We start from the raw sequence: 26,167 nt of genomic DNA on the forward strand, positions 1-26,167 counted from the left end.
ATCAGGCGGCGCCGGCATCGGCAATGAAACGGGCGCGCTCCGCGGGGTTGTCGATATGGCCGGCAAGCAGCTGCACAAAGGCCAGCCTGTCATTGGTCTGCTTCATGGCGCGCTTGGCGACCACGCGCGCGATGGGACCGATCACCAGTGTCAGCCGGGTGGCCAGGGCGTCGGCATAGGCCTGGTCGAAGCCGACCGGCACGCTGATGGCAGAGCGCCCTGCGGCGTGCGTGCCCGTGGCGCTGGTAGTGCCAAGGGCGCCGCTGCTGCGCGAACCGGACAGCGTGGCATTGGTGCGCAGCCCGGTGCCGGTACCGGTGGCGTCGAGCTTCTTGCCCACCACGGCCACCGCCTGCTGGAACTGCACCCGCCCGAGGTCCGAGGGGATGTGCGGCAGCAGCAGGTCGGCCAGCTGGTCCAGGCCCTCGGCCTTGTCGGCCACTTTCTTGAGCAGGAATCTGGCCATCGGCCCGATCTGGCGGGCCAGGAGGAGCTCGACCTCGGGCAGCGCTTCACGCTTCCAGGCCGTCATGTTGGCAAAACCGCTGCCGGTCGCTTCCGCGCCGCCCTGGGCCGGTGCCGCGCGCTCGAGCGCCGGCAGGCCGGCGGCAAGGATGGTGCGGTCGCTGTCGGCCAGCGTGGTGGCGTCGGGATCGTCCGCACCGTGCTGGCCGGCCGCTGCGCGTGCCGCCGCCATCAGCGCCTCGTGGAACTCGCCCGCCGAAGCAAAACGGGCCGCGGGCGACTTGGCAATGGCGCGCGCCACCACCGGATCGAAATGGCGGCCCAGCGCCGCCAGCACCTGCGAGGGCGGGGGCGGCTGGTCGTTGAGGATCTGGTGCATGACGGCCGAGGCCGAGCCGGTGAAGGGCCGCACGCCCGTCAAGAGCTGGTACAGCACGATACCGGCCGAGAATACGTCCGAGCGGCCATCCACCGGGTCGCCCCGGAACTGCTCGGGCGACATGTAGCTGGGCGTGCCGATCATGGAGCCGGCCTGGGTCAGGGTGGATGACTCCATGCGGGCGATGCCGAAGTCGCTGATCTTGACCTGGGCCGCCGCCGTGATCAGGAGGTTGGCCGGCTTCACATCGCGATGCACCACGCCGCGCGAGTGGGCATACTGCAGGCCCTGCAGCAGGTCGCCCATCCAGGCCAGCACGCGCGGCAGGGCCGTGGGGCGTTCGGGCACCATCAGCTTGTCGAGCGCGGCACCTTCGACAAACTCCATGGCGATATAGGCCGATTCACTGGTTTCGCCATAATCGTAGACCATGACGATGTTGGGATGATTCAGGCGCCCGGCCGCCTGCGCCTCGTTCTTGAAGCGCCCGATCAGGTCGTGCTGTTCGCTTTCGCTGAACATCTCCTTGCGGATGGTCTTGAGCGCCACCACCCGTTCAATCCCCGGGTCGAAGGCCTTGTAGACGACCCCCATGGCGCCCTTGCCCAGGATGCTGTCGACCCGGTATTTGCCCAGTTGCTCGATCATGCCGCAGCGCTCCGCTTACTCGTCCAGCATCTTCATGGCGCTGGCCAGGCTGGAGCGCATGCGGGCAAACGAGCGCGCCAGGGCCGACAGTTCATCGCTGCCCTTGACCTCGAATTCCTCGGCATTGAATTCGCCCAGGCTGACCTGGTCGGCCAGGCGCGACATGCGCGTGATGCGGCGCGTGACGAAGTAGTGCACCATGATGTTCAGGGCAATGAAGAGGAAGGCGAAGATGCCGAGCATCGAGAGCATGTAGGTGTTGAGCATGGCGCGGGCGCGCTGGAGGGGCACGTCCATCGGCACCGACACCACCTGGGCGCCCACGATTTCCATGTGCTTCCAGCCGAAGCCATTATTGCGCCCGTAGATGTCGGTCATGGTCTTGGGCGCGGCGTCCGGCACGCTGTGGCAGCGCAGGCAGGCCTGGCTCTTGATTTGCAGGGGGCGCGCCACATACAGCGCCGGGCCGGTGGCCGTGTTGCGCTGGCCGACCAGTTCAGTCAGGGCCGGCTTGGCGCGCAGGGTGTTGACCAGGTCCGCTTCCCAGTCGGCCGCGCGGTCGCGCAGGTTGGTGGGGTTGAGTGTCGCTTCCTTGTAGCTGAAATCCGGGTACTGCTTTAGTAGCTGGCCCAGATGCTCGGTGGCGGCAAAGGAGGGGATCGACTGCGGCAGAAATTCATACTTCAGGCGCGTTTCAAGCAGGGGCACGATCTGCGCCGCCGTGTAGCTGCGCGCCGCCAGGGCCGACTGCATCAGCACCCGTGCGCTCTGCAGGGTTTCCTCGCGGGCGTTTTCCTGCAGCAGATGATTGGTGACCAGGCTGGTGGCGCCAAATCCCACTGCAAAGATGGTGAGGAAGACGATATTGAACTTCGCCGCGATTGAAAATGTCATGGTCAAGCCTTAGAACTGATCGGTGAGGATGGAGGGCGACGCGGGGCGCGCCTGCCGGGGTGGGGCAAAGCGCCGCTGGAATTGCTGGCGCAAGACGGGATGGGCGGCCAGCCAGGGCGCCAGGTCAGCATACGCGGCCGCACCCTGGCGTGCCGGCGGCACTGGTGCGCCCTTGAGGCTAAGCGGCACCAGCGTTTCCTTGAACACGGGCGGCATGGCAGACAGGAAAGCGGCCGGCGGGCGCGGCACGATCTGCAGGGGCTTGGCGCCGCTGCGAGACGCAAAGTGCTCGCGCGGCAGTCTGGTGCGGCGCTGGAGCTTGCCTGCCTGGGTTTCGTTGACCATCACGTCGGCCGATTCGGCAAACAGCTCGCTGCTGCCGGCCGCCACGCGCAGGGTGACGGTGGCTGCCAGGCCGGCCAGCTCGACATTGGCGCTGCTGACGGTAAGCGGCTGCTTGCCGCCGTCGGCCACCTTCATCCAGCCTTCCAGCAAAATCAGTTCGGCGCCATGCTTGACGAAAAAGCGCGAGCCGGGTCCCACCGCCACCGGGCGGCCGGCCACATCGAGCTGCATGCTGCCGCTGCCGGTTGCCACCATGTCGCTCGCGTGCAGCGCCACGCCGCGCCCGGCGCCGTACACGCTGGTGCCGCGCACCAGGCGCCCGCCCGGTTCCGCAAACGTGATGGTCAGGGCGGCAGCGGCCGGGCCGGCGGGCGCCGAGGCTGCGCCGCCCAGGGCGCACATCAGCCACAGTGACAGCCCAGCGAAAATTCTTAACACGGATGCTCCCGAAAGCCCGGGCAAGGTGGAATATCCGCGCACGCCGGGTGATGCAATTGTTCAATTATTTTACATTAAGGTTGAATACCTGAGAAAAGTGATTGTGGCAATTTCCCCGGCGCGTTTCCCTGTGCGGCGCTGCCGTTGCAGGCCCGGTGGTGGCTACGGGGACGGGGCCGTGAGGCGCAATTCCTGCAGCTTCGGTTCGCGTTCCGGGGTGAGGGTAAAGGCGACGTCCACCGTCCCTTGCTCGCCCACCACGGAGAATGCGCCGCGCAGGCGGTTCTCGGCCCGGATGGGGCCAAGCGAGACCACCTTGCCGATCCTGGCCAGATGGGTGGCCGTTTCCTCCATCCAGTCTTCACGCGAGCGGTCGAGGAAAAAATTGTCGGCGGCGATTTCCTGGCCCAGGGCGACATCCCAGCCCTGGATCAGGCGCGCCACCTGGGCCTGGCGCGTGAGCAGGATGGGGGCGGGAACGGGTGAGCGGGGCGGCAGCTTTGCCTGTTCGATCAGGGTGCCCAGCATCTTGGCGGTGGGGCCGTAGACATTACCGTAGCGCAGGTTGGTGAAGGCGAAGATACCCACGCCGTGGTCGGGGGCAAAGCGGAACTGGCTGCCAAATCCTGGCAAGCCGCCCGAATGCCCGACGACGGTCACGCCGCGAGCGTCGCGCGTCCAGCTCAGGCCGTAACCGTAGAAACTCACCTTCGGATTGGCGGTCTGGCCGTCGGTCAGGGTGGTCTGGGCGTGGAAATCGGAAAACGCCTTGGGCAACTGCATGTCGCGTACCGAGGCGCGTTTGAGCGGGCCATTGTCGGCGCCGGCGCGGGCGGGCCAGGCGTCGAGGTGGAAGGCGAGGTAGCGGGCGAAATCGTCGGCGGTGGTGATCAGGCCGCCCATGGCCGCGCCGTCGCCGTCGCGCAGCATCGGCTCGCGCAGCCAGCTGTCATGGAGCCACTGGTAGCCCAGGGCCAGCCGGGCGGCGGGCGCCTTGCGGTATTCCCAGAGCGTGTCGTTCATGCCCAGCGGCAGCAGGATGTTGCGGGTGATGTAATCCTGGAAGCGCATGCCGGCCACCCTGGTGACCACTTTGCCCAGCATGATGTATCCGAGATTGCTGTATTCAAAAGCCTGGCCCGGCGCGCTGGAAAAGGACAGCCCGCCGCCGACCAGGTCTGCCAGTTCCTTGTTGCTCAGTGCCATCTGGCGGTCGCCCCACGGATTGTCCTCGGGCAGGCCGCTGGTCATGGTCATCAGCATGCGTACCGTCAGCGGGGGAGCATCCGCAGTGGGCAGCGTGACCTTGCGCAATTCGGGCAAGTACCTGGTGACAGGATCGTCCAGCTGCAACTTGCCTTCGTCGCGCAGCCTGAGCACCGCCATGGTCACGAAGCTCTTGGTCATCGATGCAATGCGGAACTGGGTCGATGTGGTGACGGGAGACTTGCTTTCCACGTTGGCAAGGCCGATGGCGCGCGAATGCACCAGCTTGCCATCGACGACGATGCCGTAGACCAAGCCGGGAAATTTTTCCTTCGCGGCCAGTTCGGCATACATCTTGTCGACTTCAGGGAGCAGTGCCTGCACGCGCGCCAGCCTGTTCGGGTCGGCAAAAGAGGCATCGGCCGCGTGGGCGGCACCGGCAAACACGCACAAGATGAGCAGGGCAAGGCGCATGGGGCAGGCTTTCGGCAAGTGGAAAGTTATCCATCATGCCATACAAGGCCTGGCAGCCAACAACAAAATCTGCTCGGGGGATGGACCGGCAAGAAGCTGCGCGGGATTGCGCTTCTCGCATCATGATCGTTGTATTGCGTCGTCATGTCAAAGTCAATTCGGATAAGGATCTGTCAATTTCGTTGAGTGAACCCAAGCCCGCACTTTTCGGTTTGTCTTGAGGTCAACATGCTGCACCTCCGTGTACGGTCCCGACTTCCTGAGTGCCACAACCAATGTTCCGGTCGGGATTTTCTCGATGGTTGACATGAACTTGCCGCCAGTGTTGCGCTGTATAAACGTGTCCAACCCTACCCACCGAATGCCGATGACACTGGAATGAGCAATAGCGGCGAAACGTGCGCCACGGGCAGCGTGATGCGTCAGGTTTGCCCCGGGATCTGCCGGCGGCACAACAATCTCATCTTTATCATACTGGCGAGCGCATCCACGCGGCCGGTCAAGGAATTGAAGCTGCCAAACAGGTCCTTGGACCATAATGGCGCCTTCTGCGTAGGGTGCCGCGTTCCAGTTCGTGGCCGGACGATCCAGTGACCGCACGTTAAGCGCATTCTGCCCTTTCACTTTCATAAACATGAAAGTGCATTCGATATTATCCGAGCCGGAAGCGGCGGACGGCTTGGTTGTGTTGCCGGTATAGAATCCTCGCATCTCGCCTTGATCGAGAACGACGACGAGGTTGGGACGATCAAAAGTGATTAGCGTCGCTGCCGTACTGTCCCTGACGCACATCATCAGCAGCGCAAATGCCAGTGCATTCCAAGGGTGACTAAGTTGAAGTGTTTGCATGACAAACCTTTTCACGAGGTGGGGTACTGTGAGGCCGAAAATCAACGCAGCGGGCTGTGACGCTTGCGCACGCAGCGCCGCCCAAGATCAATCCAAAGGTTCGGGATATAGGTCGCTGTAGCGGAAATTGAGAGCCACAGCGGACCGCGGGTTGTTGATGAACTCAGCTAACGCTGCTGAACGTTTCTCAGTAATTTCTAGGATACACTTGTCCTGCTCGATTCGGACGCAATGCGCGTTGTTACAGTTTACTGCCGCTTGCATCTCTTCGCATCTGCGCGCCCGAAAAGCAATCCGTCACCGTTGCGTTTTGCGCAGTGACTCTACCGGCGTTAGCTCTGTGATCAAAGACTTGTAGCGCTTGTTGAGCGTGGCATCGGCGCGCTTGTAATCGGCATGCAGCGGGCACCGCATCAGAGGCGTCGTTTGCAGCTTGCAGTCTGTGTTCACGGATACCAAGGCTCCCGACTGATGCTCGTGTGCGCCGCCCGCAGCAAGCGCCTCGGAAGCAAGGGCGAGGGCAATGCCGTGCAGTGGCGTCACGGTAGTGTCGCATCCTATTAGTCGGTAAGTAAGTCGTAGAGGGCCCCAGGGAAGAAGCCAAGTTGATCAGCGTGAAGAGGCCTGGCGCGACGAATTTTATGCTGACCTACCTTCACTGCATGAGTGAATGTGGGGTGCACGTGGGGGCCGGTAAAGGAGTGTCCGCGACGGAGGTATCGTTGCTGTCAGGCTGGCCAAGCGACAACGCGGCTATTTCCGCACAGACGACACCAGCGGCAAGATGCCGCCTTCGCACATCTCGTTTTCCAGCGCCTCGTCCTTTGGCGCGGTCAGGTCGGTGCACAGCAGTTCGGTCTTGCCGGCCTTGTTGGCCTTCCAGGAGTACTTGTTGCGGATTTCCACCTTCTTCTGCGCGGGATCGTTGGGCCAGATGCCGGCCCAGCTGAACTGGTAACCATCGGCGACCTTCTTGATCGTGGGCGCCGGTTTGGCTGCCGGGAATTTCTCGTCCTTCGAGCCAGAATGGGCCGCCCACACGCTGCGCATCACCGCACTGTTGGCATCATATAAGTAATACTCGGACGTCATGGCGTAGCGGTTCGGCTTGTATTCCGTCAGCGGACAGTTTTTCTTGATCAGGGCGTACGAGGCGCCGGCCGCAATGACGCTCACGCCATACTGCGGGCAGGTCGACTCCTTCAACTCTTTCGGCGCGATCTCGAACGTATCGACTGCGCCGGGACGCTCGAACACCAGGTGGCCTTTTTGCGGCAACAGGCGCATCTTGAAGCCGGCAGCCTTGACCACATCCATCTGCAGGCGTGCCGGGTCGGTGGTGTCCGAAAACAGGGGGAACACCCAGCGCTGCTGATCGGTGCCGCTTGCCGCCAGCGCATCACGGGCCTGATTGGCCTTGCGCAGGGCGACCTCCTGCGGGTCTTCTCCGCTTGCCGTGTTGCCGCATGGTTCGCTCGTGCATTTGGTGGGCGCGGCAGCCGTGGCAGGCGCAGCGCCCGGTTTTGCTTGCCCGGCGCTGGTCTGGTCTGCTGCATTGCAGCCGCTGGCCAGGAGGAGGATCGAAAGGAGTGCGGCGTAGTTGGTCATCAGATAAACGAGCAGGTAGATTAACGGTTAGTACAATTGACGATAAATGGCAGCGGGTCAACGCGATTTTCAAGGCCCTTGCATTTGAGCAGTGCCTTCTTGCGTACTTCAAAGTGCAAGTGCGCACCGCTGGCCACGGTTGTCATGCCGGCGGCATTGCCACTGTCGCCTGTCTTGGCAATGGGCGTGCCCGCTTCCACGGGCTTCTTGTTCGGCACCAGGAACTCGCTGAGGTGAGCATAATAGAAGCCGATGGTTTGCTGGCCCGGATTTACTTTTTTAAACACTTGCGCCTGCGCGGGCGGCAGATCATCGATGTTCACCACCAGCACCAGGCTGTGCCCATAAGGGTAGCTCTCGTTCGGTGATTTGGCCAGGTACACCTCACCATCGGCGACTGCGTAGACGGTGGTTCCCGGCACGGCAATGAGGTCGATGCCCTGGTGCGGTTTTTTGCCGCCTGCCCGGACCATGCCGAAGGTGGCCGATTTTTTGCCCGCGAGCTTTGCCGTGCGCAGCGTGCAGGTATCGAGCGGATCGAACCATTTGCTGTGCGGGTCGCCCACTGGCCCCGTTGCCGCAGCTGCAGGCGTTGTGGCAGGTGACGCAGGCTTGGGCGCGGCCGGCGCTGCCGGCTTTGCTGCCGGCGCCGACGCCGGCTTGGCTGTTGCCGGGGGCGGGGCGGCGGCCGCCTTCTTGGCAGGCTTGGGCGCAGCGGCAATCTTGTCCAGCGAGCCCATGATGTCGGACGTGGAGCGGGGGGCGGTCGCGAACTTTTGCTGGTCCTGGACCAGGAAATGGTTCACATTGATCTTGCTGTCGGTGTAGGTGTACAGCCAGCCCTTGTAGGCGGAGATGGCATTGCCATCGTACTGTTCAATCAGTTCCGTCAGCTTGGCCAGATTCTTCTTGCCCAGCTGCTGGGCCAACAGCGAGGTGGCGCTGTCCTGGGTGAAGGGCTTGCCCTTCCCGATCAGGCGCAGGGCGCCGCCCAGGCCTTCATGGTGCAGGATGTAGGCGAGCTTGGCCTTGTCTTCCGGCGGCAGGCCGTCGACTTCGTACTTGGTCATGCGCGCAAAGCTCTTCAGGTTCAGGCTGGCGTAGGTGGCGGCGCCGTCAATGGCGTACTTCGCTTCCAGGCGCTTCTTGTAGCGTTCGGCCGCGCTCATTTTCTGGCAGTCTGCATGCAGCAGCGACTTGGGGCTGTTGAATACATCGTCCCAGGCCGGCTTGAAGAACTGGGCCAGGCCCTGTGCCAGCTTGGGGTTCGATTCGTTCGACTTTTCCTGCCACACGCCTTTTTTCTTGGCCGCCTCCGCGTCCAGCAGCGCTGCCAGCGATTGTGGCGTCAGCCCGAACTTCTTTGCTGCCGCGATGATGTATTTGCGGTACTGCTCGTTGCCAGGCACCAGGCGCAGGTTTTCTTCGGTGTAGATGGTGGCCAGGGCGTGGATCGGTTTGCCCGCTTCGGCCCGGGTCTGGGTGGCTGCCGTGGTGCCATTGGTCTGCCTGGCGTTGTGGGTCGTCGCCGCCTTGGCCTGGCTTGTGGTGGTGGCCGGCGTGCCCGTCTTTTGCTGGAGGTTGCCTTCGATTTTGACGGCGCGCGAATCGATGGCGACATTCCAGGTGCCGATCGGCAGGATGGGGCGGTCGAGCACGCTCACCATTTCCTTGTTCATGTCCTCGACCCACACCTTCAGTCCCTGGGCATGGTCGCGAATGGTCAGCGCCAGCGAGCCCGATGCATCGAGCAGGTATTCGAGCACGCCGCCATCGTGTTCGACTTTCACCTTGGCTGGCTTGATGGGCTTGTGATCAAGGCCGCGGAAGGCAAGTGCCAGGGACGTGTCCGGCGTGCCCGTGGTCTTGCCCGGGATGACCACGCGCTGGCCAATGCTGAGCTGATGGATCTTGCGGCCCTTGAGGTTGTTGGCAATGGCCAGCTGTTCCACCGTGACCTTGTGCTGGCGCCCGATCTTCCACAGGGTCTCGCCTTTTTTGACTTCATGAATGTGCATGCTCGTTCTCACAGGTGTTCGATGTCGCGGTCTTCGTCCAGCTCGCCAGGGTCGAAATCCGGTTCGTCGTCGTCCTCGTCATCGCCGACTTCCTCGAATTGGGCAGTCCATCCTTCGTAACCGACCAGCGCCTTGTACGGCTGGTTGTGATCGGCCAGCACCTCGCTCGACGTGCCCGCACCGCCAATGGTCCGTTCCGCGAACTTGGCACCGGCGACCGGGTCAAAGTACTGCACCACGGCGTCCTTGAGGGCCTCGCCTTCCGCACTGAACGCGAGCACCTCGACCGCGTGCGGCCCCGGCTTGACCACCTCGGTGATCGGTTTGCTGATCAGGCTTGTGGCCAGCCCCGGCAGCAGCGCGGCGTTGGACGCGCCGCCTTCAAACGGATGCTGGCTGCCCTTGACGGTGAAGTTGCCGGGACAGGCAAAGGTGATGTCGCCGCCATCGAGCGTGATCGACGACTGGCCCGCCTGCAGCACGATCTTTTCCTTGGCCTTGATCTCGATGGTGTCGTTCACCGAGATCACCGTGATGGACTGGTCAGCCAGGATCTCGAGCAGATCGGTGTGGGCTTCAAGTGACACCGGGCCGTTGGCGGCGATGGCCTGAATGCCGCCGGCATGCGTGAACAGGCTGGCCGCGTTGGCCGATGCAGCCGACAGGGTATGGGCCGCCGTCATGTGCAGGTCCGACTGCGTGGTCCACTGCAGGTGCTCGCCGGCGAAGAGCGCGGTGGAGGCGGGGGTTGCCCAGTTGATGCCGGCGGCCGAATCCAGCATGACCACCGGGGAAGCGAATTTTTCCACCGGCGCGTCCGGGTCGGTTTCGCGCGCTCCGGCTTTGGCCTTGACCGCTTCCTGCCCGTTGACGGCGCCACTGAACTTGCCCTTGGCCTCGGCATCGATCTGTTCGACGAAGGCGTTGTGCGCGGCCGCGGCGTCGGCGCTGGCCAGGGCCTGCTGTTCCCTGGCCGCGTCGCCCAGGCGGGTGGCCAGGTCTTGTGCGCCCTTGAGCAGATCCACGGCTTCGGTCACGTCCATCTGGGTCGATGTGACGCCGCTGCCTTGCTGGGCGCGCGCGGTGGTGGACAGCAGGACGCCTTCGCCGCCGCGCACCACACCCCAGGCGTCGGTGCGCAGCTCGAAGCCGCTGCCCCGATAGCTGCCGCGCTGGGCCGACGATGGCTGCTGCGCGATCAGGTAGCCGAGATTGAGCTGGGTGGCCGCCGTGCTGGTGGCAAGACGCGTGCGTACCTGGCCGCTGGTATCGTCAAGCTGCCACTGATTGAATCCCCCGCCGTCGAAATTGTGGCTGTGGATGCCCGACAGGCTGCCTGCATGATTGGCTGCCGAATCCACGCCGGCCGAAAACGGCGGCAGGTCCGATCCCGTGTACAGCTGGGCGACGACCACCGGACGGTCCATGTCGCCTTCGATGAAGTCGACCAGCACCTCGGTGCCGATGCGCGGCGTGAAGTGCGAACCCCAGTTGGGTCCTGCCAGTGCTTCGGCCACCCGCACCCAGGTCCCTGCGGTTTCGTCGCCCGGCGCGCTGCCTTTCTCATCGAGATTGTGGTTCATGCCGCCGGCATTCGGGTTCTGACCCCGCTGCCACGCGAACTGCACCTTCACGCGGTGATCACGCTCGGTAGTGGCCACTGCGTCGGCCAGGCCCACAATCAGCGCGGTCTGAGGGCCGAGCGCGGTGCTGGCGTGTGGGGCGGCGGTAGCGGCAGGAACGATCGGCACGCTGTCGCGCACACAGGCAAACTGGTTGCGGTAGGTGCCAGCTTGCACGCCGCTGCGCTCGGCCGCCTTGATCTGGGAGCCGAAATTATTGCGGGCCTGGTGGCGTACCCACAGCACCTTGAAGCTGGCGTCGTCGCCTTCGCGCTCGTGCTGCGTGAGCGTAAAGGCATGGCCGGCGGCGAGGCGCCGTACCGCGCCTGCACCTTCAAAGGTCTTGTTTTCCAGCTCCAGCGCCTGCAGCATCAAGGCGCTGTGCGGGTCCGCCACCTCGCTGTCGCTGGCGATCCGCTCGCCGCTGCCGTCGTACACGGCCAGGGTGGGGAGTTCGCCTGCATCCAGACTCGATTGCTGTTCGGCCGACGGGGCGAGCAGCTGCTCCGGGTCCCAGCTGCTGATGCTCACTGCATTGGCCTGCACCTGCCGGCGCGCCCGGAATTGGTCGATCGCGTCGTCGGTGTCGGTAGCGCGCACGCCGTGGAAGCGGAGGATGTCGCCGTTGGGCGTGGCCGGCGCGCTGGCCTGGCTGTCGAAAATGACGAGGCGGTGCCGCGAGTGGCCGTCGCCCTGGGTATCGTCTTCCTCGCCGGCCTGGTCGTGTTCAAAGCGCCAGTTCAGGCCCTCGGATGCGAGGATGCGCTGGAAGAATTCGAGGTCGCTCTCGCGGTACTGGGTCGTGATCGGGCGCTGCGCCAGCTGCTGGGTAATATCGAAGTCAAAGCGAATGCCGGGATAGTCCGACAGCAGTTCCGTGATGATCTCCTGGGCGTTCTTGTCCTGAAAAATGTAGCTGTCACGGCGTAGCGCCAGCATGGACAGGGCCGGTTCCAGGCGCAGGCGGTAGCGGGCCACGCCGCCGTCGGCGCCTTGCCAGTCGATGCGGGTGCACATGCCGTGCCATGCGCGGCGGCTGCCATCGGGCTGCAGCAGGGCGATGGTCAGTTCTTCGCCGATGAATTCCGCCAGGTCCAGGTCGGCGGACGTGCTGAGGGCATCAATGTCAAAGGCGAACAGTTCGTTGACTGCCTCGCGCCCGGTGAATTGCTCGGCCAGCAGTGATTCCGGCAAACCGCGTTGCTGGGCACTGGTCAGCGTGAACAGGCGCGCATGTTGGCTCAGCCCGGTACCGAGCAGGCCCAGGGAAGACATTTCGGCGAGGATATCCATTGGCACGTTTGTATGGGAGTAAATGCTGGGCTACGAGAGGTGATCTGGGTGCGGCAACAACGTCACCGCTGCAAAAACATTGCTTTAGTTGCCATTGTATATCTTTTCTCATATTGTTCGTAAAATATGGAACGCGATGTCGACGTTCTGGAAGGAGATGTCGCGTCGGGGCGACGGCAGGAATGCACGGGATGCAATGCGGCGGGCCGCCGCGTAGACTGGCCCTGTGCATCTTGGGCCCGCTGTTCTGACAATCCACGGTGCCAATGGAGGCGGAACAGCAGCGCTTAAACAGCGTTTAGAAAAGTGAGCATATGACAAGCGATCCTGATTCTTTCCGACCCGACCGGACCGTGTGGCACGCCGCCATGACCGGTGGCACGATAGCCCTGGTCTTGACCGTGCTGGGGATCGTGGCATTTTTCACCGTTGACTCTTCGCCGGCCCCCTCTGGCTATGCGGGCGCCGCCTATGGCCGGTTTCTTGCGTATGTAATAGGCGCGGCGCTGGTCGCCGCCCTGCTTATCGGCCTGCTGGTGGGTGGCATCCTGTACCGTCGCCGCCGCTCCTGGATCTTCATGTGGGGTGTGATGCTGGTGCTGCTGGGCGGGTTCTTCACATGGATATGGTGGTTGTTCTCGACTGGATGACGGCAGAGCTCATCGCGGTGGATGCCTGCATCTGCATTAACAACGGGAGGTGCGCGCAAGGACGCGAAGCGCAATGGACCAGGAAAGCAAGAGGCGCGTTTTCCAGAAGGGAAAACAAAGTGTCGAGGGGAGTGGGTGATCTGAGCAATGCGAGTGGTGCCGGGAGCCGGAATCACATTTCATAGTGGTTGAAGTCGAAATTGCGGGCTTTTTGTATGGCGCCGAGGCTGCGTATGCCATACAAGCTCTGAAAAGAATGGTCGAAGTAGCGGATGTGTCAAGTGCTATGATTGCGGCCTCCTGTTATTCGAAGCTGTCTCATGCTTGACTTAGTCCAAATACCTACACTTCTTGCTGGCGCGATCGTTGCTGCTGTCACTTCCGCTTTGATTGCTCTGTTCAATGACTTCCGGGCGACCAAGAAACTTCATTCTGAGCAGGGGTTCGCGGCCGGCGCTAGCAAGGTTGCTCGTGAGTACGCCTTGCGTAGCGAGATCTACCTGCCGTTAGCGGTCGCTTGCGATAAGATTATGTCAAGTCTCCCATTTCTGCCCGACGATCGAGAGCAGGATAGGAAAAGTATGACTGAGTACTCTGAGTGCTCAAGCAAGCTTTTGGTAGTAGCGGAAAGCCCCACAGCTCTCCGTCTCCTCGATCTGAACGAGAAGCTCTCGGAGGAACTTGCGACACTTTCAATCCTTGCGCGTGACGTCCGCGAAAAAGCGGCCGGTCTTATCTCCGCAACTGAAGGGATTGCAAGCGCACGTGCCGAGGTGCATTCGGTTGCACTGGAGGTCACCAGCGAAAAGGATAGCCCTTCTAGTGAGGCTTTGGCTGAGCGTATTCATAAGGCAACAGAGCGCGCGTTCGACAATCTGCAGCATCAACACACGCTAAAAACCTTCTTTACGAAGGCTCGTGCTAAGGCGAAGCGAGCATACTTTAGTCACTTGCGTCAGATCCTTCCCGAATTAACTGATAACAGCGCGCGGCTGGTAATTGCGCTACGAGGAGAAATGGCTTTGAAAACCGATGAAGCTGCTTTCTTGGAGCGCCATCGTAGTTCTTGTCGAAAGCTATGCGTCATGATTGACGACATCGTCGCCCGCGCAACCGAGGCTGAGCAACAAGGTCACTAACATTCAGCACTCGGTTGCGCTGGAGCACAAATGTATATATCAATCTCTATTGACAATCGGTCCGCCCCTACGTAATGCGCGCTTCGGCGCCACCGCTCGGAGGAACCAGGCGAACACCCTTACCGTTGCGTAAGCCTCGTTCGCCCCGGAATTCCACTTCAAGCCACCCATTGCGGTGGCTTTTGCATTTGTAGCGCCCACTTCGTGAGGCTATATGCCGCTGCCCGTATCCAGGCCGACCCCTCAGCAGGTGCGAGATTGGATGCGCGCGCCGGCACGCCAGGACAGCCCACCGCCATCGCCTGAGCAGATCAGGCGCGAGCTGGGCTGGAACCTTGTCCACACTACCGGACGGGTTCGGGAGGGCAGATAACGCTGCCAAATCAGCCCGGCCGTTCGAACTATCAGATGTCCTCGATAGCTTTTGCGAAGTTGAGCATCAGCTTCGAATAGTAGGGATTTTTCTCACTCTCAGCGCGGCTGCGCAATATTGCAGGACGCGATCTACGCCCAGGGCCGCACCAAGCCCGGGCCCAAGGTGACCAATGCCAAGGGCGGGCAGAGCGCGCACCAGTTCCGCTGCGCCTTCGACTTCGTGCCGACCGTCAACGGCAAGGCCATGTGGAACGATGCGAAGGCGTATGACACCTGCGGCAAGATCGCCGAGGCCCTGGGCTTCGAGTGGGGCGGCCGCTACACCAATGTTGACAAACCTCACTGCCAATTCACCGGCGGCCTCACCATGGCCGACCTGCGCGCCGGAAAGGAAATCCCATGCAAGCCTTGAGCACTCTCACGCGCGCCGCGGTCAGCGGTGTCTGGAAGCTGGCGGCCGTCGTGCTGCTGATCGTCCTGGTGCTCACGGCGGCTGGCATGGGCTACCACTGGCACTTGGCGGCGCGGGACCGGGATGCGGCACGGGTGGAGCTGGTGGCCGAGCGCGCCAAGAGCGCATCCCTCGCGGCGGCCATCACCCGGCAGAACGAAGCCATCGACGCGCTGGCCAGCGAGAAGGCTCAGGCAGACGCCCGGGGCCAGGCGGCGCTGCAGCTGGCCGCAGCCAATGGGAAGCGATTCGACCAGGCATTGGCCCGCACCCGCGCTGCGAAGGCGACAACCTGCACCGAAGCCATGCCGGCCGTCAATGATGTCTTGGAGTCGATCCGATGAGAAACGTTATCCTGATTCTGCTGGCCGGTTGCATCGCCACGAACCTTGGCTGCGCGACGAAGCCAGAAACCATCGAAGTCAAGGTGCCGGTGATGGTCAAGTGCGTCAAAGCGGTACCCGCGCGCCCGGCGTTCGCAGCCCTGGCGCTGCCTGGCGACGCCAGCGAGGGCGAGAAGGTGCTGGCCCTGGCGCGCGACACGCTGCTGCACTTCAAGTACGAGAGCCAGCTGGAGGCGGTGATTGCCGGGTGCGTTTAAATGTGCCTAGGTTCGATCTTCTAGGATCGCTAGAAGAGCAAAAAAACCAGCGACAGATAGGCTTATCTTGCTCGCCTCGACAAGACTTTGCATCAATTGCGATGATACTGAGGAAAACGTAAGTATCAACAGCGGAAAGAGCGCAGCACCATTTGCAAAAATCGAGCCCGTCTCCCTAGAAATTAGCTTAGCCTTTTCATCGCATAGCCAGTGTCGGTATGCAATGTATATGAACCCGGTTGCGATGGACCCGACATCGACCCAATTTCCATCAATGGTGATGCTAGGAATCGCCACCGCTTATGCAAAGAGATGATTGCTGATCAACCCAGCTGTTGTGCCAATGGCTACGCCAACTGCACGCATATCAATCGGTGCCTCAACCCATCCGAAAAACGCGCCGGCAACGACGGAGCCAATCAATGCGCACCCAGCAATGAAGCGCAATTTATGCACAGTACTATTAAGTTTTTTTGGGTTCGCGAAGCGTCTGTTTTTCATATTATCCCCTTGGATATTGACAATGCCGCTTAGGTTCAGCGGCATGACATGCGGTCAGTGTACCTCAAATTCGGTATGTTTTGTTCCCTTTAGTGAATATGCTACGGTAGCGTACCGAACGATAATATGACCTATATCATAGGCGAACGTTCACAATAAGTAGTTGCTATTTCGTAACAAAGTCGCTAAGAACTGTATGCATGCACAGTGAGGTTAAAGGCTCACCCCGCTCCGTTCCTGGCGCAAGAATGGTCCGTTCAGGTAATGGCCGACCAGCCCGCCGAGCTCGCCCGCACATCACATCGACCGCCTAGCTGACGTCCGGCGCGAGCTTTACTCCGGCACACTTCAGTCGCTGCACGGGTTAGCAAGTCCGCTGTGCAGAGGCCTCCGGAGAGGACTTAAGCCCGATGCCTGAGCAGAGCGGGGAGTAGTGCCAATTCCAAACGAGAGCCATCTGAGCACTCGACCCAGGCTAATGACGATCCCTGAATTGGTTCGCCCATTCTACAACTTCCCCAGCGCGGTATAAAGGCTGCGCACATCGGTCTTTCGACGGCAGGCGGATCGCCTTAGGAAACGAAGGCAGGCACGTGATCTGCTCCCGGACGGTGCGCGGATGGCGCTTGAAGTAGGCCGACACGTCACCATGATCCCAAAGTTGAAATTCAAGGGATATCGCAGGCTGATCCAGTTTTACCAACAAGGCCTCGCAGCGCTTGACCAGGTCCTCCAGCCGCACATTAACGTCGTCCATGACTAAGTCCCCAAACGCAAGCTGTCCAGATAATCGGCCCAGCGCTGCATCATCTTGTGGCGCGCGGGCAAGTGCTTCGTGCGATTGTAGGCCCGGCCGTTCGGATCCTTCACCGCATGGGCAAGCTGGTGCTCAATGAGATCGACGCGCTCGTTCAGGACTTCGTCCATTATCGTACGCGCCATTGCCCGAAACCCGTGCCCCGTCATCATCTCCTTGGTATAGCCCAAGTTCCGCAGCGCTGCATTAATCGTGTTCTCGCTCATGCATCTGTCGTCTGAACGAATGCTCGGGAACACGTACTTTCCATGTGAGGTCATCGGTTCGACGGTCCGGAGAATTGCGACCGCTTGGGTCGCGAGCGGCACCACATGATCTTGCCGCATTTTCATCTTCGTGCCTGGTATCCGCCACTCCGCATTCTCTAGGTCCACTTCCGCCCACTCCATGGAGCGAAGTTCCCCAGGCCGCTGGAACACGAGTGGTGCTAGTCGCAGCGCTGCGACGCAATAGGGGTGCCCGTCATACGTATAGATGGCCTTAAGCAGCCGGGATGCATCTTTTGGTTCGGTGATCGCAGCGTAATGTCGCTGCGGGATCGCTGACAGGGCATCTCCCAGGTCGGCCGTCACATCGCGCTGCGTCAGACCATTGGCTACGCCGAACCGCAGCACCTGGCCGCAGAGCTGCTTTATTTTGTGCGCCGATTCAATCGCGCCGCGAGCCTCGACGACATGCAATGCCCGCAGGACGTCACGCGGGGATATATCCGCAATAGGCATACCGCCGATGACGGGGAATACATTTTTCTCAAGCCAAGCCGTGTTCTTGTCCTGGGTAGTCTGCGCACGGTCGGCTGCCGTTTTACGAAGCCAGTCCCGGGCCACCGATTCGAACGAGTGGAACTCGGCCGCGACGGCGGCCTGCTTAAGCTGGCGCTTCGCGGCAGCCGGGTCAATGCCCTCGGCCCGCTGCTTACGGGCCAAGGCGCGGCGCTCGCGAGCGTCCGACAGGGAGACTGCGGGGTAAGACCCGAAAGTAACACGGTTGGACTTTCCATCGGCCTGCCGATACGCCATCCGCCATACCTTCAGGCCCGTAGGAGCCACTTCCAAGTACATGCCACCGCCGTCCGCCAGGGTGTAAGTCTTCTCTCGCGGTTTCGCCGCTTTAACTTGGGTATCTGTGAGCGGCGTCGCTAACCTTGGCATTTTGCGTCCATAAATGGGTCACCTTCTGACTGATGGACGCAAGTATGGATGCAAAAACTATAGATGGCAATGGAGATTGATGGTGGACGCTGGAGGATAAATCGTCGCATCACCTATGAGCAGAGCTCAAAATTAGATGATATTGGACCTTAATGCATGTGTGCTTGGTGCCGGGAGCCGGAATCGAACCGGCACGCTGTCTCCAGCGCGGGATTTTGAGTCCCGTGCGTCTACCTATTCCGCCATCCCGGCAACGCGAGCCGCATTATGGCCGATTTGCCCCGATACGGCAACTCTTTCAGTCAGCCGCGCTTCATCAATGGCGCTGATACAGGCGGAAGCGTTCGTCGCGGTCTGACGAGCGCCGTCCCTCCCACAGCATTTGCCATTCCGGTCCCATCTGCAGCTGCATTGGTTCCCGATCGTCGCGAATCTTCACGCTGTCCTGCACCAGCAGCAGCGGGCAGGTCTGCGGGGCGCCGGGCGGGGTAAAGTTCAGCCCGCCATAATAGGCGAACGAGGCGCGCTGCGGCTCGCCCACATTGGTGTCAATGCAGTTGATGCCAGCCGGCACATGCTGGGCAATCTGGCGTGCCACCGCGCGGTAGCTCTTGCTGTAATTGAGGCCCGGCAGGAACAAGGTCATCATCAAAATCCACAACAGGATCAGGCCGCCGGACGAGAGCACCACGGCGCGCCACAGCACGGCGGGCTGGCGCGTGATGCGCCACTGCACCAGGAAAATCCAGCCGACGGTGGCCAGCGCAGCTACAGCAAACGGGAAAATCACGAATTCCGGTTTAAAGCCTGGCAAGAGCTTGAGGGCATTCTTGGCAAACTGGGGTGGCCAGCCGGTCAGCTTGGCGATCCAGAACAGCCACAGCACGGCGGCCGCCATGGTCAGCACCATGACCGAGAACCAGTCAATGGCGTTGATGGTGCCGCGCTTGGTGGTGGGCAGGCCGAAAGCGGCCATGATGGCCAGCGGCGGCAGCAGCTTGAGCAGGTCGCCGTTTTCGGGCATGGGGTTGCAGATGATCAGCAGCACCAGCGCGGCCACGAAGGTGACCGGCAGCACGATGTGCAGCAGATGATCCTGGCGCCGCCAGGCATAAATGGCCCAGCCGGCAAACGGCCAGGCAGGCCAGAAAAACCAGATGCCCACGCGCAGGAAAGTCTTGATCGAGGTCCAGTTCGGCAAGCCCAGCTGGCTGGCATTCCACGCCACCCAGGCTGGAATCTGGGCAGCGCTGCGCGCGGACGCCAGCATGGCGGGCACGATCCACACGTGGGTGATCAGTACGCCAATGCCCAATGCCATTGCCAGGTGGCGCAAGGTGCGCGACAGTGGAAACGCCAGCAGGCGGGTGCACAGCAGCAGGGCCAGCACCAGGGTGACGGGCGTCAACCAGCCGCGCGAGAGCGTGAGCGCACCCAGCGACAGGCCGATCAGGGCGGCATTGCGCACCGAGGGCGACTCCACATAGCGCACCGCGCGGTACAGGAAATATGCCACCAGCGAACCCTGCAGCGTGACGGCCAGGGTTTCATGGCTGAACAGGAGCAGGCCCAGGCAGCCCAGATAGATCAGGGCGGCGGTGTCGGCCAGGGTGCGGCCATAGTCGTCCGGTTCCGGCTGGCCGCCAAAGGCCAGGCGCAGGGGTTGCGCTTCGGGCCGGCGGCCCAGGTGGAAGGCGGTATACCAGACCGACATGGCGCCCAGCACGAAAATGCCCATGGTTGACACGCGCGCGGCAATCACGTCGCCCAGCAGGGGGCCAAACAGCTTGATGCACAGCGCGCCCAGCCAGAATGCGAGCGGGCCTTCATCGGCAAACGGGCGGCCGGCAATATTGGGCGCCAGCCAGTCGTGCAGGCTGCCCTGGGCCATGGTCCACATCACGCCAAAGCTGGCGGCGTCTTCTTTCCACAGATCACGGCCGATCAGGCCCGGCAGGATGTACAGCAGGCCCAGCCCGAACAGGGCCCAGCGGGGCAGGGCAAGGGTCGCGGCGGCGGCGAGACGGACTGGCTTCATCAATGATTGGCTGGGGTGAAAGACGACAGGTCGTAGTATCAACGAAAAAAAAGCAGCCGGGGGCTGCTTTTTTGTGTGCGCGGCAAAAACTTAGCCGTTTGCCACCGCGGTCTTGGAACCCACGGCGCCGAACTTCTGGCGGAATTTCTCGACGCGGCCGGCGGTGTCGACAATCTTGTGCTTGCCGGTGTAGAACGGGTGCGATTCAGCCGACACCTCGATCTTGACGAGCGGGTATTCTTTACCTTCGTGCTCAATCTTTTCGCGGGTCTGGATGGTCGAACGGGTGACGAATTTGAAGTCGCACGACAGGTCGTGGAACACAACGTCGCGGTAATCTGGATGGATATCTTTACGCATGGTCTTGCCTCGGTTGGTTAGGTAGCCAAACAGCACTTCGTCGGTCAATCTTGCTTCGTGACCCGGTTGCCGCTCACTTGCCAGGGTTAAATACTGCAACCGGCGATTATACACGGCTTGTTCCAGCACTGGCAAGACCGGGGCCCGGATGCAACAATGGACGGCAAGCCGTCCATTGTGATGATTCAACAGGTCAGGCTACGCTTAGCCGCCGCGCCGCATCATGTCGAAGAACTCATTATTGTTCTTCGTGGCCTTCATCTTGTCGAGGATGAACTCCATCGCCTCGATCTCGTCCATCGAGTACAGCAGCTTGCGCAGGATCCAGATCTTTTGCAGCTGGTCAGCCTTGATCAAGAGTTCTTCGCGGCGGGTGCCGGACTTGTTCAGGTTAATGGCTGGATAGACACGCTTCTCGGCCAGGCGGCGCTCGAGGTGGACTTCCATATTGCCGGTGCCCTTGAATTCCTCGTAAATCACGTCATCCATGCGCGAACCGGTCTCGATCAGCGCGGTGGCGATGATGGTGAGCGAACCGCCTTCTTCGATGTTGCGGGCTGCGCCAAAGAAACGCTTGGGGCGCTGCAGCGCGTTGGCATCCACACCACCGGTCAATACCTTGCCTGACGCAGGGATCACGGTATTGTAGGCGCGGGCCAGGCGGGTGATCGAGTCGAGCAGGATGATGACGTCTTTCTTCATCTCCACCAGGCGCTTGGCTTTTTCCAGCACCATTTCGGCGACCTGGACGTGGCGCGTGGCCGGCTCATCGAAGGTGGAGGCCACCACTTCGCCGCGCACCGAACGCTGCATCTCCGTCACTTCTTCGGGGCGCTCGTCGATGAGCAGCACGATCAGGGTGCAATCAGGATGGTTGGCAGTAATGGCGTGGGCAATGTGCTGCAGGATGACCGATTTGCCGGACTTGGGCGAGGCCACCAGCAGGCCGCGCTGGCCCTTGCCGATCGGGGCGATCAAGTCGATGATGCGGCCGGTAATGTTTTCCTGGCCCATCATTTCGCGCTCAAGGCGCAGGGGCTCGTTCGGGTGCAGCGGGGTCAGGTTCTCGAACAGAATGCGGTGCTTGCTCGCTTCCGGAGATTCGCCATTGACCTTGTCGACCTTGACCAGCGCGAAATAGCGCTCGCCGTCCTTGGGCGTACGGACTTCGCCTTCGATCGAATCGCCCGTGTGCAGGTTGAAACGGCGAATTTGCGAAGGGGAAATGTAAATATCGTCGGTGGACGCCATGTAGCTGGCGTCCGGCGAGCGCAGGAAGCCGAAGCCGTCAGGCAACACTTCGAGGGCGCCATCGCCAAAAATCTGTTCACCTGATTTTGCGCGCTTCTTGAGAATGGCGAACATCAGTTCTTGCTTGCGCAGGCGGGCTGCGTTGTCGATATCGAGGCCGATTGCCATCTCTAATAGAGCAGAGACGTGCATCGCCTTCAGTTCAGATAAATGCATGTTTGAGTCCCGTGACGGGAAGTAAAGGTAGGGGAGGGAACTGCGTGGGTTAGTCAAGGACGGCAGGGCGGGCGCGCTGCCGTCACCGTTTCTTTAGATGTTGCTGTCGATGAAGGCGGTCAGCTGGCCCTTGGCCACGGCGCCAACTTTCTGGGCGGCGACCACGCCATTCTTGAACAGGATCAGGGTCGGGATGCCGCGGATGCCGAACTTGGCCGGAATGGCCTGGTTGGCGTCAACGTCCATCTTTGCCACGATCAGCTTGCCTTCGTAATCCTTGGCCACTTCTTCGAGGATGGGCGCGATGGCCTTGCACGGACCGCACCACTCGGCCCAGAAGTCGACCAGGACCGGACGCTCGGACTTGAGCACGTCGGTTTCAAAGGATGCATCGCTGATGTGTTTAATATTTTCGCTCATGTATTCCTCAATCGAGGTAGGGGGTCAATAACGCCTGGAAGTTCCGGCTTGCGCTTGTTGCCACATATGCTGCAACACTGAAGTGGTGACGCCGTGTGCAATTTTCAATCTGTGGGAGCGGCTTCCGCGCTTGGAGCGCCCGGCCACGGGCAAGAGGGTATCAGGCGGGGATTTAGTTGAAATAATAACCTATTTTCCAGAATGTGTCGTCAGATTGTACAAATTGCCGGACGCGCCACCAAGGCCCTTGAGCGCCGCCTGCAAATCGGCCCGCGCCAGCGGCTTTTCAAACGAGCCGATCACGTTCAGACCGTGGGCCCGGGCCAGCCGTTCGGCCGAGCGGCGCACCCCTGCATCCATGCCCGAGAGCAGCAGGATGCGGCCCGAAAAGCGGGCATTGGCCGCCGCCGTCATGAATTCGATGCCATCCATGTCCGGCATCGACAGGTCGCAGATCAAGAGCTCGGGTGCATTGGCGCCCAGCGCCGCCAGGGCGCCGTGGGCGTGCGACTCGCGCCGCACCTCGAACTGGCCAAGCTCGTCGAGCATGTCGGCCAGCAGTTCGAGCATGAAAGGATCGTCGTCCAGCAGCAGCACGCGGGCCAGGGGAGCGCGCGGGGACGCGGTGTCAAGGTTGCTCATGTCAACAATGTGTGGATGTAAGTGGGCATTATGGTGGAACTTCGGTCTTGGCAGCACACTGCTTGCCTGAAAAAGCGGCGCCCGTTGCGCGGCGATCACGTATCGCTGGCAAAGGTGGTGTTCTGCATGATGTGCTCGGTTATCTGCTCAAGCAGCAGCCACATCTGCGCAATATGGTCGTGCGCCTCATGCAGCGCGGCCGGGACGTCCGCCGGCAAGTCTTCCAGCTGCTGGCACAGCGCGGCCATGCCGAGGGCGCCCACGGCGCGCGCCGAGGACTTGGTACGATGGCCCAGTTCATGCAGACGGGCGAGTTTGCCTGCGGCCAGGGCCTGGTCCATCTCTGCCAGGCCGTCCTGGGTCGTTTGCAGGAATTTAAAGGCGAACTTGCGCACCTTGGTCGGGTCATAGCTTAACAGCCTGGCCAGGATGGTCAGGTCAATGATGGCCGGGTCGCCCGCCAGCATGGTGCGGTAGCTGGCGCTCGCTCTCGTTTTTGGCGCGCTGGCTTCCGCCGCCTGCGCATGCGGCGGAAGCCAGCGCGCCACTGTCTGGTAGAGCAGGGCAGGCTGGATGGGCTTGCTGATAAAGTCATCCATGCCTGCGGCCATGCAGCGCTGGCGGTCTTCGCTGGTGGCCGTGGCCGTCATGGCCAGCACGCGCAAGCCCTGCAGGGCCGGGTCCAGGCGGATCAGGCGCGTCGCTTGCAAGCCGTCCATGACGGGCATCTGCACGTCCATCAGCACGCAGTCAAACGGCGCTGTGGCCAGCAGGTCCAGTGCTTCCAGGCCATTTTGGGCCAGGCGCACGTCGCAGAGCGCTTCTTCCAGCAACTCCAGCGCGATCTGCTGGTTGAAGGTATTGTCTTCCACCAGCAAGATGCGGGCACCGCGCAGGGCCGGCGGCAGGGTACCGGCCGTCGCCGCTGGTGGGGGCGCCTCGGCGGGCGCGGCAAGCTTGCCCACGCGCGCCGTGAACCAGAAGGTGCTGCCCCTGCCCGGTGCGCTTTCCACCCCCACCGTCCCGCCCATCAGCTGGGCCAGCTGGCGGCAGATGGCCAGGCCCAGCCCGGTGCCGCCGTATTCGCGGGTGGTCGAGGTATCGGCCTGCTGGAATGACTGGAACAGCTTGCCCGCTTCCTGCGCGCTCAGGCCGATGCCGGTATCGGCCACCTCGAAGCGCAGCAGGCAATCCTCGGGCCCGTCGTCGGCCAGGCGCACGCGCACCGTCACGCTGCCGCTGTCGCTGAACTTGACGGCGTTGCTGGTGTAATTGATCAAGACCTGGCCCAGGCGCAGCGGGTCGCCGCGAAGGAACGCGGGCAGGGCTGGGTCGCATGCGAATTCCAGCGCCAGGTGCTTGCTGGCGGCCCTGGGCGCCATGACCGTGGTCACCGTTTCGATGACCTGGCCCAGCGTGAACGGCACCTGCGCGATGTCGAGCATGCCCGCTTCGATCTTGGAAAAGTCGAGGATGTCATCAATGATTCCCAGCAGGTGCTCGCCGGCGAAATGGATCTTTTCAATGTAGTCGCGCTGGCGCGGATTGAGGCCCGTCTTGAGCGCCAGGTAAGCCATGCCGATCACCCCGTTCATGGGCGTGCGGATTTCATGGCTCATGTTGGCCAGGAAGCGGCCCTTGGCCTGGCTGGCTTCCTCGGCCACCTGCTTGGCCAGGTCAAGCTGCTCGGTGCGCTGCTGGACGCGCTCTTCCAGGTGTTCGTTCAATTCGCGCAGCTCGCGTTCGGCCTCGATGCTGTCGGTGATATCGACCAGCATGCAGATCAGGTACTCGGGCTGGCGCTGGTCGTTGAACACCGGCTTTTTGATGGTGCGGATGAACTGCTTGCGGCCGGTGCTGCCATTGGTGGCCGGAGCCACGTAGTCGATCATGGCGCCGCTCTCGAAGGCATCGCGTTCGCGCGCACTGTTGGCGGCCAGCTGGGCGGTCGTCAGGCCAAACTGGGTGGCACAGGCATTGTTGACCAGGGTGATGCGGCCGGCCGGATCCTTGATGTACAGGCCAATTGGCAGCATCTGGATGATCTCCTGCAGGCTGGCAGCGAGCGCCTTCAGGGCCTGCTCCGCGCGCAGTCGCTCGCTGATGTCGCGCAGCGATACAATCATGACCGGCTGGCCCTGCAGCTGCATGGGCGTGGCATTGACCTCGGCCGAAAAGCTGCTGACATCACGGCGCCAGGCTGTCAGCACCCGGTTCGGGATGCCGGCCGCGGGCGTGCTTTGACCCGGCATGTCCGGCGCCAGGCGCGTGGCCGGCATGCCGACCAGTTCCTCGCGCGTGTAGCCAAAGCTGGTGGCGCACAGCTGGTTGGCATAGCGGATGCGGCCATCGCGGTTCAATACCAACATCGCCTCGGGCGAGGCCTCGAGCACGGCGCGCACGCGCGCTTCGTCGGCTTCCTTGCGTTCGCCGATATCGGCCATGGTGCCGGTCATGCGGGTGGGCTGGCCGTGTGCGTCGCGCGCGATGACGATGCCGCGCCCCAGCATCCACTTCCAGCTGCCATCCTTGCAGCGCATGCGAAATTCGCACGACAGACGCGCGCGGTCCTGGGTGCCTGCTTCCGTAAACAGCTTGAGCTCGTGGCGAAAGCGCGGACTGTCGTCCGGATGCATGTGCATCAGCCACTGGCTGAAACTGATCTCGAATTCATCCGGCCCGTAGCCAAGCAGTTCCTTGTAGCGCGGCGACAGGGTGATCTCCCCTTTTGGCCCGGTCCATTCCCACATTCCCTCGCCCGAGCCTTCCAGCGCAAAGCCCCACAGGTCTTCGGCGCTGGTGAGCTGTTCGCGCGTCGTACGCAGGGCGCGCCGTTCGGCCCGCAGCGTTGCGGCCAGCGCCGCGAAGCGCCATGCCACGAACCCTGCCGCCACCAGCAGCAGCATCGAGGCGGTCAGGGTGACGTCGAGCATGCGCAGGCTCACGCGCGGGACCAGTGCGGCGAAGCTGCGCACCATAAAACGGGCGCAGGCGGCGGTGAGAGCGCGGCCAGGTCGGCGCCTTGTTCTGGCAGCGGTGTGGCCGGGCCAGCGCCTTGCTCTGGTAATTTCGCGGCCAGTGCATCGTCCTGCTCCGGCCTCTGCGCGCCGCCGGAGCGCAGCGCCAGTGGCAGCACGAACGTGCCCACTTTGCCCTGGCGGGCCACATGCGGGATGCGCGGCTGCGGCGGCACCGGGTGCGGCGCCGCTGATGTAGCCGGTACATGCTTGGGGATGGGAAGGTCGGTGGGTGTCGGCGTGCGGAGCGTACGCACCCGGACCCGCCAGCGGACCAGGCACGTTGGGGCAGGCGCAGG

24 protein-coding genes and 1 tRNA gene are annotated in these 26,167 nt (G+C 62.2%); 5 read left to right on the plus strand and 20 right to left on the minus strand.

Annotated elements, in window-relative coordinates; translation table 11 throughout:
* Position 1 precedes the first annotated feature (1 nt).
* From KY495_RS11640 to KY495_RS11680, 9 genes are all read right to left on the minus strand, one after another.
* Positions 2-1,492 carry a serine/threonine-protein kinase gene (locus tag KY495_RS11640; RefSeq protein ID WP_219883807.1) on the minus strand — a complete coding sequence of 497 codons (1,491 nt, stop codon included), beginning with the start codon at positions 1,490-1,492 and terminating at the stop codon, positions 2-4.
* A gap of 15 nt (positions 1,493-1,507) precedes the next feature.
* The gene (locus KY495_RS11645) at positions 1,508-2,386 is read right to left on the minus strand and encodes a DUF3365 domain-containing protein (protein ID WP_219883809.1); all 879 of its coding nucleotides are present in this window, start codon (positions 2,384-2,386) and stop codon (positions 1,508-1,510) included.
* Positions 2,387-2,395: 9 nt separating this feature from the next.
* Positions 2,396-3,169 carry a hypothetical protein gene (locus KY495_RS11650; RefSeq protein WP_219883811.1) on the minus strand — a complete coding sequence of 258 codons (774 nt, stop codon included), beginning with the start codon at positions 3,167-3,169 and terminating at the stop codon, positions 2,396-2,398.
* A gap of 162 nt (positions 3,170-3,331) precedes the next feature.
* Positions 3,332-4,849, minus strand: a complete 1,518-nt coding sequence (locus KY495_RS11655; protein WP_219883812.1) for a serine hydrolase — start codon at positions 4,847-4,849, stop codon at positions 3,332-3,334.
* A 153-nt stretch (positions 4,850-5,002) separates the two neighbouring features.
* Entirely contained in the window at positions 5,003-5,698 is a 696-nt protein-coding gene (locus KY495_RS11660) for a hypothetical protein (RefSeq protein ID WP_219883813.1), read from the minus strand.
* Positions 5,699-5,995: 297 nt separating this feature from the next.
* Positions 5,996-6,241 (minus strand): hypothetical protein, encoded by a 246-nt coding sequence (locus tag KY495_RS11665; protein ID WP_219883815.1) that lies wholly within the window; start codon positions 6,239-6,241, stop codon positions 5,996-5,998.
* A gap of 210 nt (positions 6,242-6,451) precedes the next feature.
* Positions 6,452-7,306, minus strand: coding sequence for a hypothetical protein (locus KY495_RS11670; RefSeq protein ID WP_219883817.1), 855 nt, complete (start codon positions 7,304-7,306; stop codon positions 6,452-6,454).
* A gap of 20 nt (positions 7,307-7,326) precedes the next feature.
* A complete protein-coding gene (locus tag KY495_RS11675) occupies positions 7,327-9,324 on the minus strand; it encodes a peptidoglycan DD-metalloendopeptidase family protein (RefSeq protein WP_219883819.1) in 1,998 nt (665 codons plus the stop codon).
* An 8-nt stretch (positions 9,325-9,332) separates the two neighbouring features.
* Entirely contained in the window at positions 9,333-12,239 is a 2,907-nt protein-coding gene (locus KY495_RS11680) for a type VI secretion system Vgr family protein (protein WP_219883821.1), read from the minus strand.
* Between the two features lie 314 nt (positions 12,240-12,553).
* Between KY495_RS11680 and KY495_RS11685 the strand changes: the two genes are divergently transcribed.
* From KY495_RS11685 to KY495_RS11705, 5 genes are all read left to right on the plus strand, one after another.
* The gene (locus KY495_RS11685; protein ID WP_219883822.1) at positions 12,554-12,889 is read left to right on the plus strand and encodes a hypothetical protein; all 336 of its coding nucleotides are present in this window, start codon (positions 12,554-12,556) and stop codon (positions 12,887-12,889) included.
* 320 nt (positions 12,890-13,209) lie between these two features.
* The gene (locus KY495_RS11690; RefSeq protein ID WP_219883824.1) at positions 13,210-14,028 is read left to right on the plus strand and encodes a hypothetical protein; all 819 of its coding nucleotides are present in this window, start codon (positions 13,210-13,212) and stop codon (positions 14,026-14,028) included.
* Between the two features lie 490 nt (positions 14,029-14,518).
* Positions 14,519-14,815 (plus strand): M15 family metallopeptidase, encoded by a 297-nt coding sequence (locus KY495_RS11695; RefSeq protein WP_219883825.1) that lies wholly within the window; start codon positions 14,519-14,521, stop codon positions 14,813-14,815.
* Complete coding sequence (locus tag KY495_RS11700; RefSeq protein WP_219883827.1) at positions 14,803-15,198, plus strand: hypothetical protein; 396 nt, start codon at positions 14,803-14,805, stop codon at positions 15,196-15,198. Before KY495_RS11695 ends, KY495_RS11700 begins: the two co-directional genes overlap by 13 nt.
* On the plus strand, positions 15,195-15,455 hold the full coding sequence (locus KY495_RS11705; RefSeq protein WP_219883828.1) for a hypothetical protein: 261 nt from the start codon (positions 15,195-15,197) through the stop codon (positions 15,453-15,455). Before KY495_RS11700 ends, KY495_RS11705 begins: the two co-directional genes overlap by 4 nt.
* A gap of 300 nt (positions 15,456-15,755) precedes the next feature.
* On the opposite strand, the gene KY495_RS11710 is transcribed toward KY495_RS11705, so the two are convergent.
* The 11 genes from KY495_RS11710 to KY495_RS11760 all read right to left on the minus strand — a co-directional run bounded on the left by KY495_RS11710 (position 15,756) and on the right by KY495_RS11760 (position 26,125).
* Complete coding sequence (locus tag KY495_RS11710; protein WP_219883830.1) at positions 15,756-16,001, minus strand: hypothetical protein; 246 nt, start codon at positions 15,999-16,001, stop codon at positions 15,756-15,758.
* A gap of 430 nt (positions 16,002-16,431) precedes the next feature.
* A complete protein-coding gene (locus tag KY495_RS11715) occupies positions 16,432-16,713 on the minus strand; it encodes a hypothetical protein (protein WP_219883832.1) in 282 nt (93 codons plus the stop codon).
* A 2-nt stretch (positions 16,714-16,715) separates the two neighbouring features.
* Positions 16,716-17,924, minus strand: coding sequence for an integrase arm-type DNA-binding domain-containing protein (locus tag KY495_RS11720; protein ID WP_219883834.1), 1,209 nt, complete (start codon positions 17,922-17,924; stop codon positions 16,716-16,718).
* A 165-nt stretch (positions 17,925-18,089) separates the two neighbouring features.
* Positions 18,090-18,176 (minus strand) — tRNA-Leu (locus KY495_RS11725).
* Positions 18,177-18,240: 64 nt separating this feature from the next.
* Positions 18,241-19,962 (minus strand): glycosyltransferase family 39 protein, encoded by a 1,722-nt coding sequence (locus tag KY495_RS11730; RefSeq protein ID WP_219883835.1) that lies wholly within the window; start codon positions 19,960-19,962, stop codon positions 18,241-18,243.
* 90 nt (positions 19,963-20,052) lie between these two features.
* Complete coding sequence (locus tag KY495_RS11735; RefSeq protein WP_219883836.1) at positions 20,053-20,322, minus strand: type B 50S ribosomal protein L31; 270 nt, start codon at positions 20,320-20,322, stop codon at positions 20,053-20,055.
* A 204-nt stretch (positions 20,323-20,526) separates the two neighbouring features.
* Positions 20,527-21,789 (minus strand): transcription termination factor Rho, encoded by a 1,263-nt coding sequence (gene rho, locus KY495_RS11740; protein ID WP_219883837.1) that lies wholly within the window; start codon positions 21,787-21,789, stop codon positions 20,527-20,529.
* A 93-nt stretch (positions 21,790-21,882) separates the two neighbouring features.
* The gene (trxA, locus tag KY495_RS11745; RefSeq protein WP_219883838.1) at positions 21,883-22,209 is read right to left on the minus strand and encodes a thioredoxin TrxA; all 327 of its coding nucleotides are present in this window, start codon (positions 22,207-22,209) and stop codon (positions 21,883-21,885) included.
* A 189-nt stretch (positions 22,210-22,398) separates the two neighbouring features.
* On the minus strand, positions 22,399-22,851 hold the full coding sequence (locus tag KY495_RS11750) for a response regulator (RefSeq protein ID WP_219883839.1): 453 nt from the start codon (positions 22,849-22,851) through the stop codon (positions 22,399-22,401).
* 95 nt (positions 22,852-22,946) lie between these two features.
* Complete coding sequence (locus tag KY495_RS11755) at positions 22,947-25,829, minus strand: PAS domain S-box protein (protein WP_219883841.1); 2,883 nt, start codon at positions 25,827-25,829, stop codon at positions 22,947-22,949.
* Positions 25,793-26,125, minus strand: coding sequence for a hypothetical protein (locus KY495_RS11760; RefSeq protein ID WP_219883843.1), 333 nt, complete (start codon positions 26,123-26,125; stop codon positions 25,793-25,795). The genes KY495_RS11755 and KY495_RS11760 overlap by 37 nt, the downstream gene beginning before the upstream one ends.
* Positions 26,126-26,167: the final 42 nt, after the last annotated feature.

Source organism: Massilia sp. PAMC28688, from assembly GCF_019443445.1.
Classification (GTDB): Bacteria; Pseudomonadota; Gammaproteobacteria; order Burkholderiales; family Burkholderiaceae_D; genus Telluria_A.

Excerpts from the sequence above, each read along its gene's own strand:
- KY495_RS11640 (WP_219883807.1), bottom strand. The coding sequence starts at position 1,492 with ATGATCGAGCAACTGGGCAAATACCGGGTCGACAGCATCCTGGGCAAG.
- KY495_RS11645 (WP_219883809.1), bottom strand. The coding sequence starts at position 2,386 with ATGACATTTTCAATCGCGGCGAAGTTCAATATCGTCTTCCTCACCATC.
- KY495_RS11655 (WP_219883812.1), bottom strand. The coding sequence starts at position 4,849 with ATGCGCCTTGCCCTGCTCATCTTGTGCGTGTTTGCCGGTGCCGCCCAC.
- KY495_RS11660 (WP_219883813.1), bottom strand. The coding sequence starts at position 5,698 with ATGCAAACACTTCAACTTAGTCACCCTTGGAATGCACTGGCATTTGCG.
- KY495_RS11670 (WP_219883817.1), bottom strand. The coding sequence starts at position 7,306 with ATGACCAACTACGCCGCACTCCTTTCGATCCTCCTCCTGGCCAGCGGC.
- KY495_RS11675 (WP_219883819.1), bottom strand. The coding sequence starts at position 9,324 with ATGCACATTCATGAAGTCAAAAAAGGCGAGACCCTGTGGAAGATCGGG.
- KY495_RS11680 (WP_219883821.1), bottom strand. The coding sequence starts at position 12,239 with ATGGATATCCTCGCCGAAATGTCTTCCCTGGGCCTGCTCGGTACCGGG.
- KY495_RS11685 (WP_219883822.1), top strand. The coding sequence starts at position 12,554 with ATGACAAGCGATCCTGATTCTTTCCGACCCGACCGGACCGTGTGGCAC.
- KY495_RS11690 (WP_219883824.1), top strand. The coding sequence starts at position 13,210 with ATGCTTGACTTAGTCCAAATACCTACACTTCTTGCTGGCGCGATCGTT.
- KY495_RS11700 (WP_219883827.1), top strand. The coding sequence starts at position 14,803 with ATGCAAGCCTTGAGCACTCTCACGCGCGCCGCGGTCAGCGGTGTCTGG.
- KY495_RS11705 (WP_219883828.1), top strand. The coding sequence starts at position 15,195 with ATGAGAAACGTTATCCTGATTCTGCTGGCCGGTTGCATCGCCACGAAC.
- KY495_RS11710 (WP_219883830.1), bottom strand. The coding sequence starts at position 16,001 with ATGCCGCTGAACCTAAGCGGCATTGTCAATATCCAAGGGGATAATATG.
- KY495_RS11715 (WP_219883832.1), bottom strand. The coding sequence starts at position 16,713 with ATGGACGACGTTAATGTGCGGCTGGAGGACCTGGTCAAGCGCTGCGAG.
- KY495_RS11720 (WP_219883834.1), bottom strand. The coding sequence starts at position 17,924 with ATGCCAAGGTTAGCGACGCCGCTCACAGATACCCAAGTTAAAGCGGCG.
- KY495_RS11730 (WP_219883835.1), bottom strand. The coding sequence starts at position 19,962 with ATGAAGCCAGTCCGTCTCGCCGCCGCCGCGACCCTTGCCCTGCCCCGC.
- KY495_RS11735 (WP_219883836.1), bottom strand. The coding sequence starts at position 20,322 with ATGCGTAAAGATATCCATCCAGATTACCGCGACGTTGTGTTCCACGAC.
- rho (WP_219883837.1), bottom strand. The coding sequence starts at position 21,789 with ATGCATTTATCTGAACTGAAGGCGATGCACGTCTCTGCTCTATTAGAG.
- trxA (WP_219883838.1), bottom strand. The coding sequence starts at position 22,209 with ATGAGCGAAAATATTAAACACATCAGCGATGCATCCTTTGAAACCGAC.
- KY495_RS11750 (WP_219883839.1), bottom strand. The coding sequence starts at position 22,851 with ATGAGCAACCTTGACACCGCGTCCCCGCGCGCTCCCCTGGCCCGCGTG.
- KY495_RS11755 (WP_219883841.1), bottom strand. The coding sequence starts at position 25,829 with ATGGTGCGCAGCTTCGCCGCACTGGTCCCGCGCGTGAGCCTGCGCATG.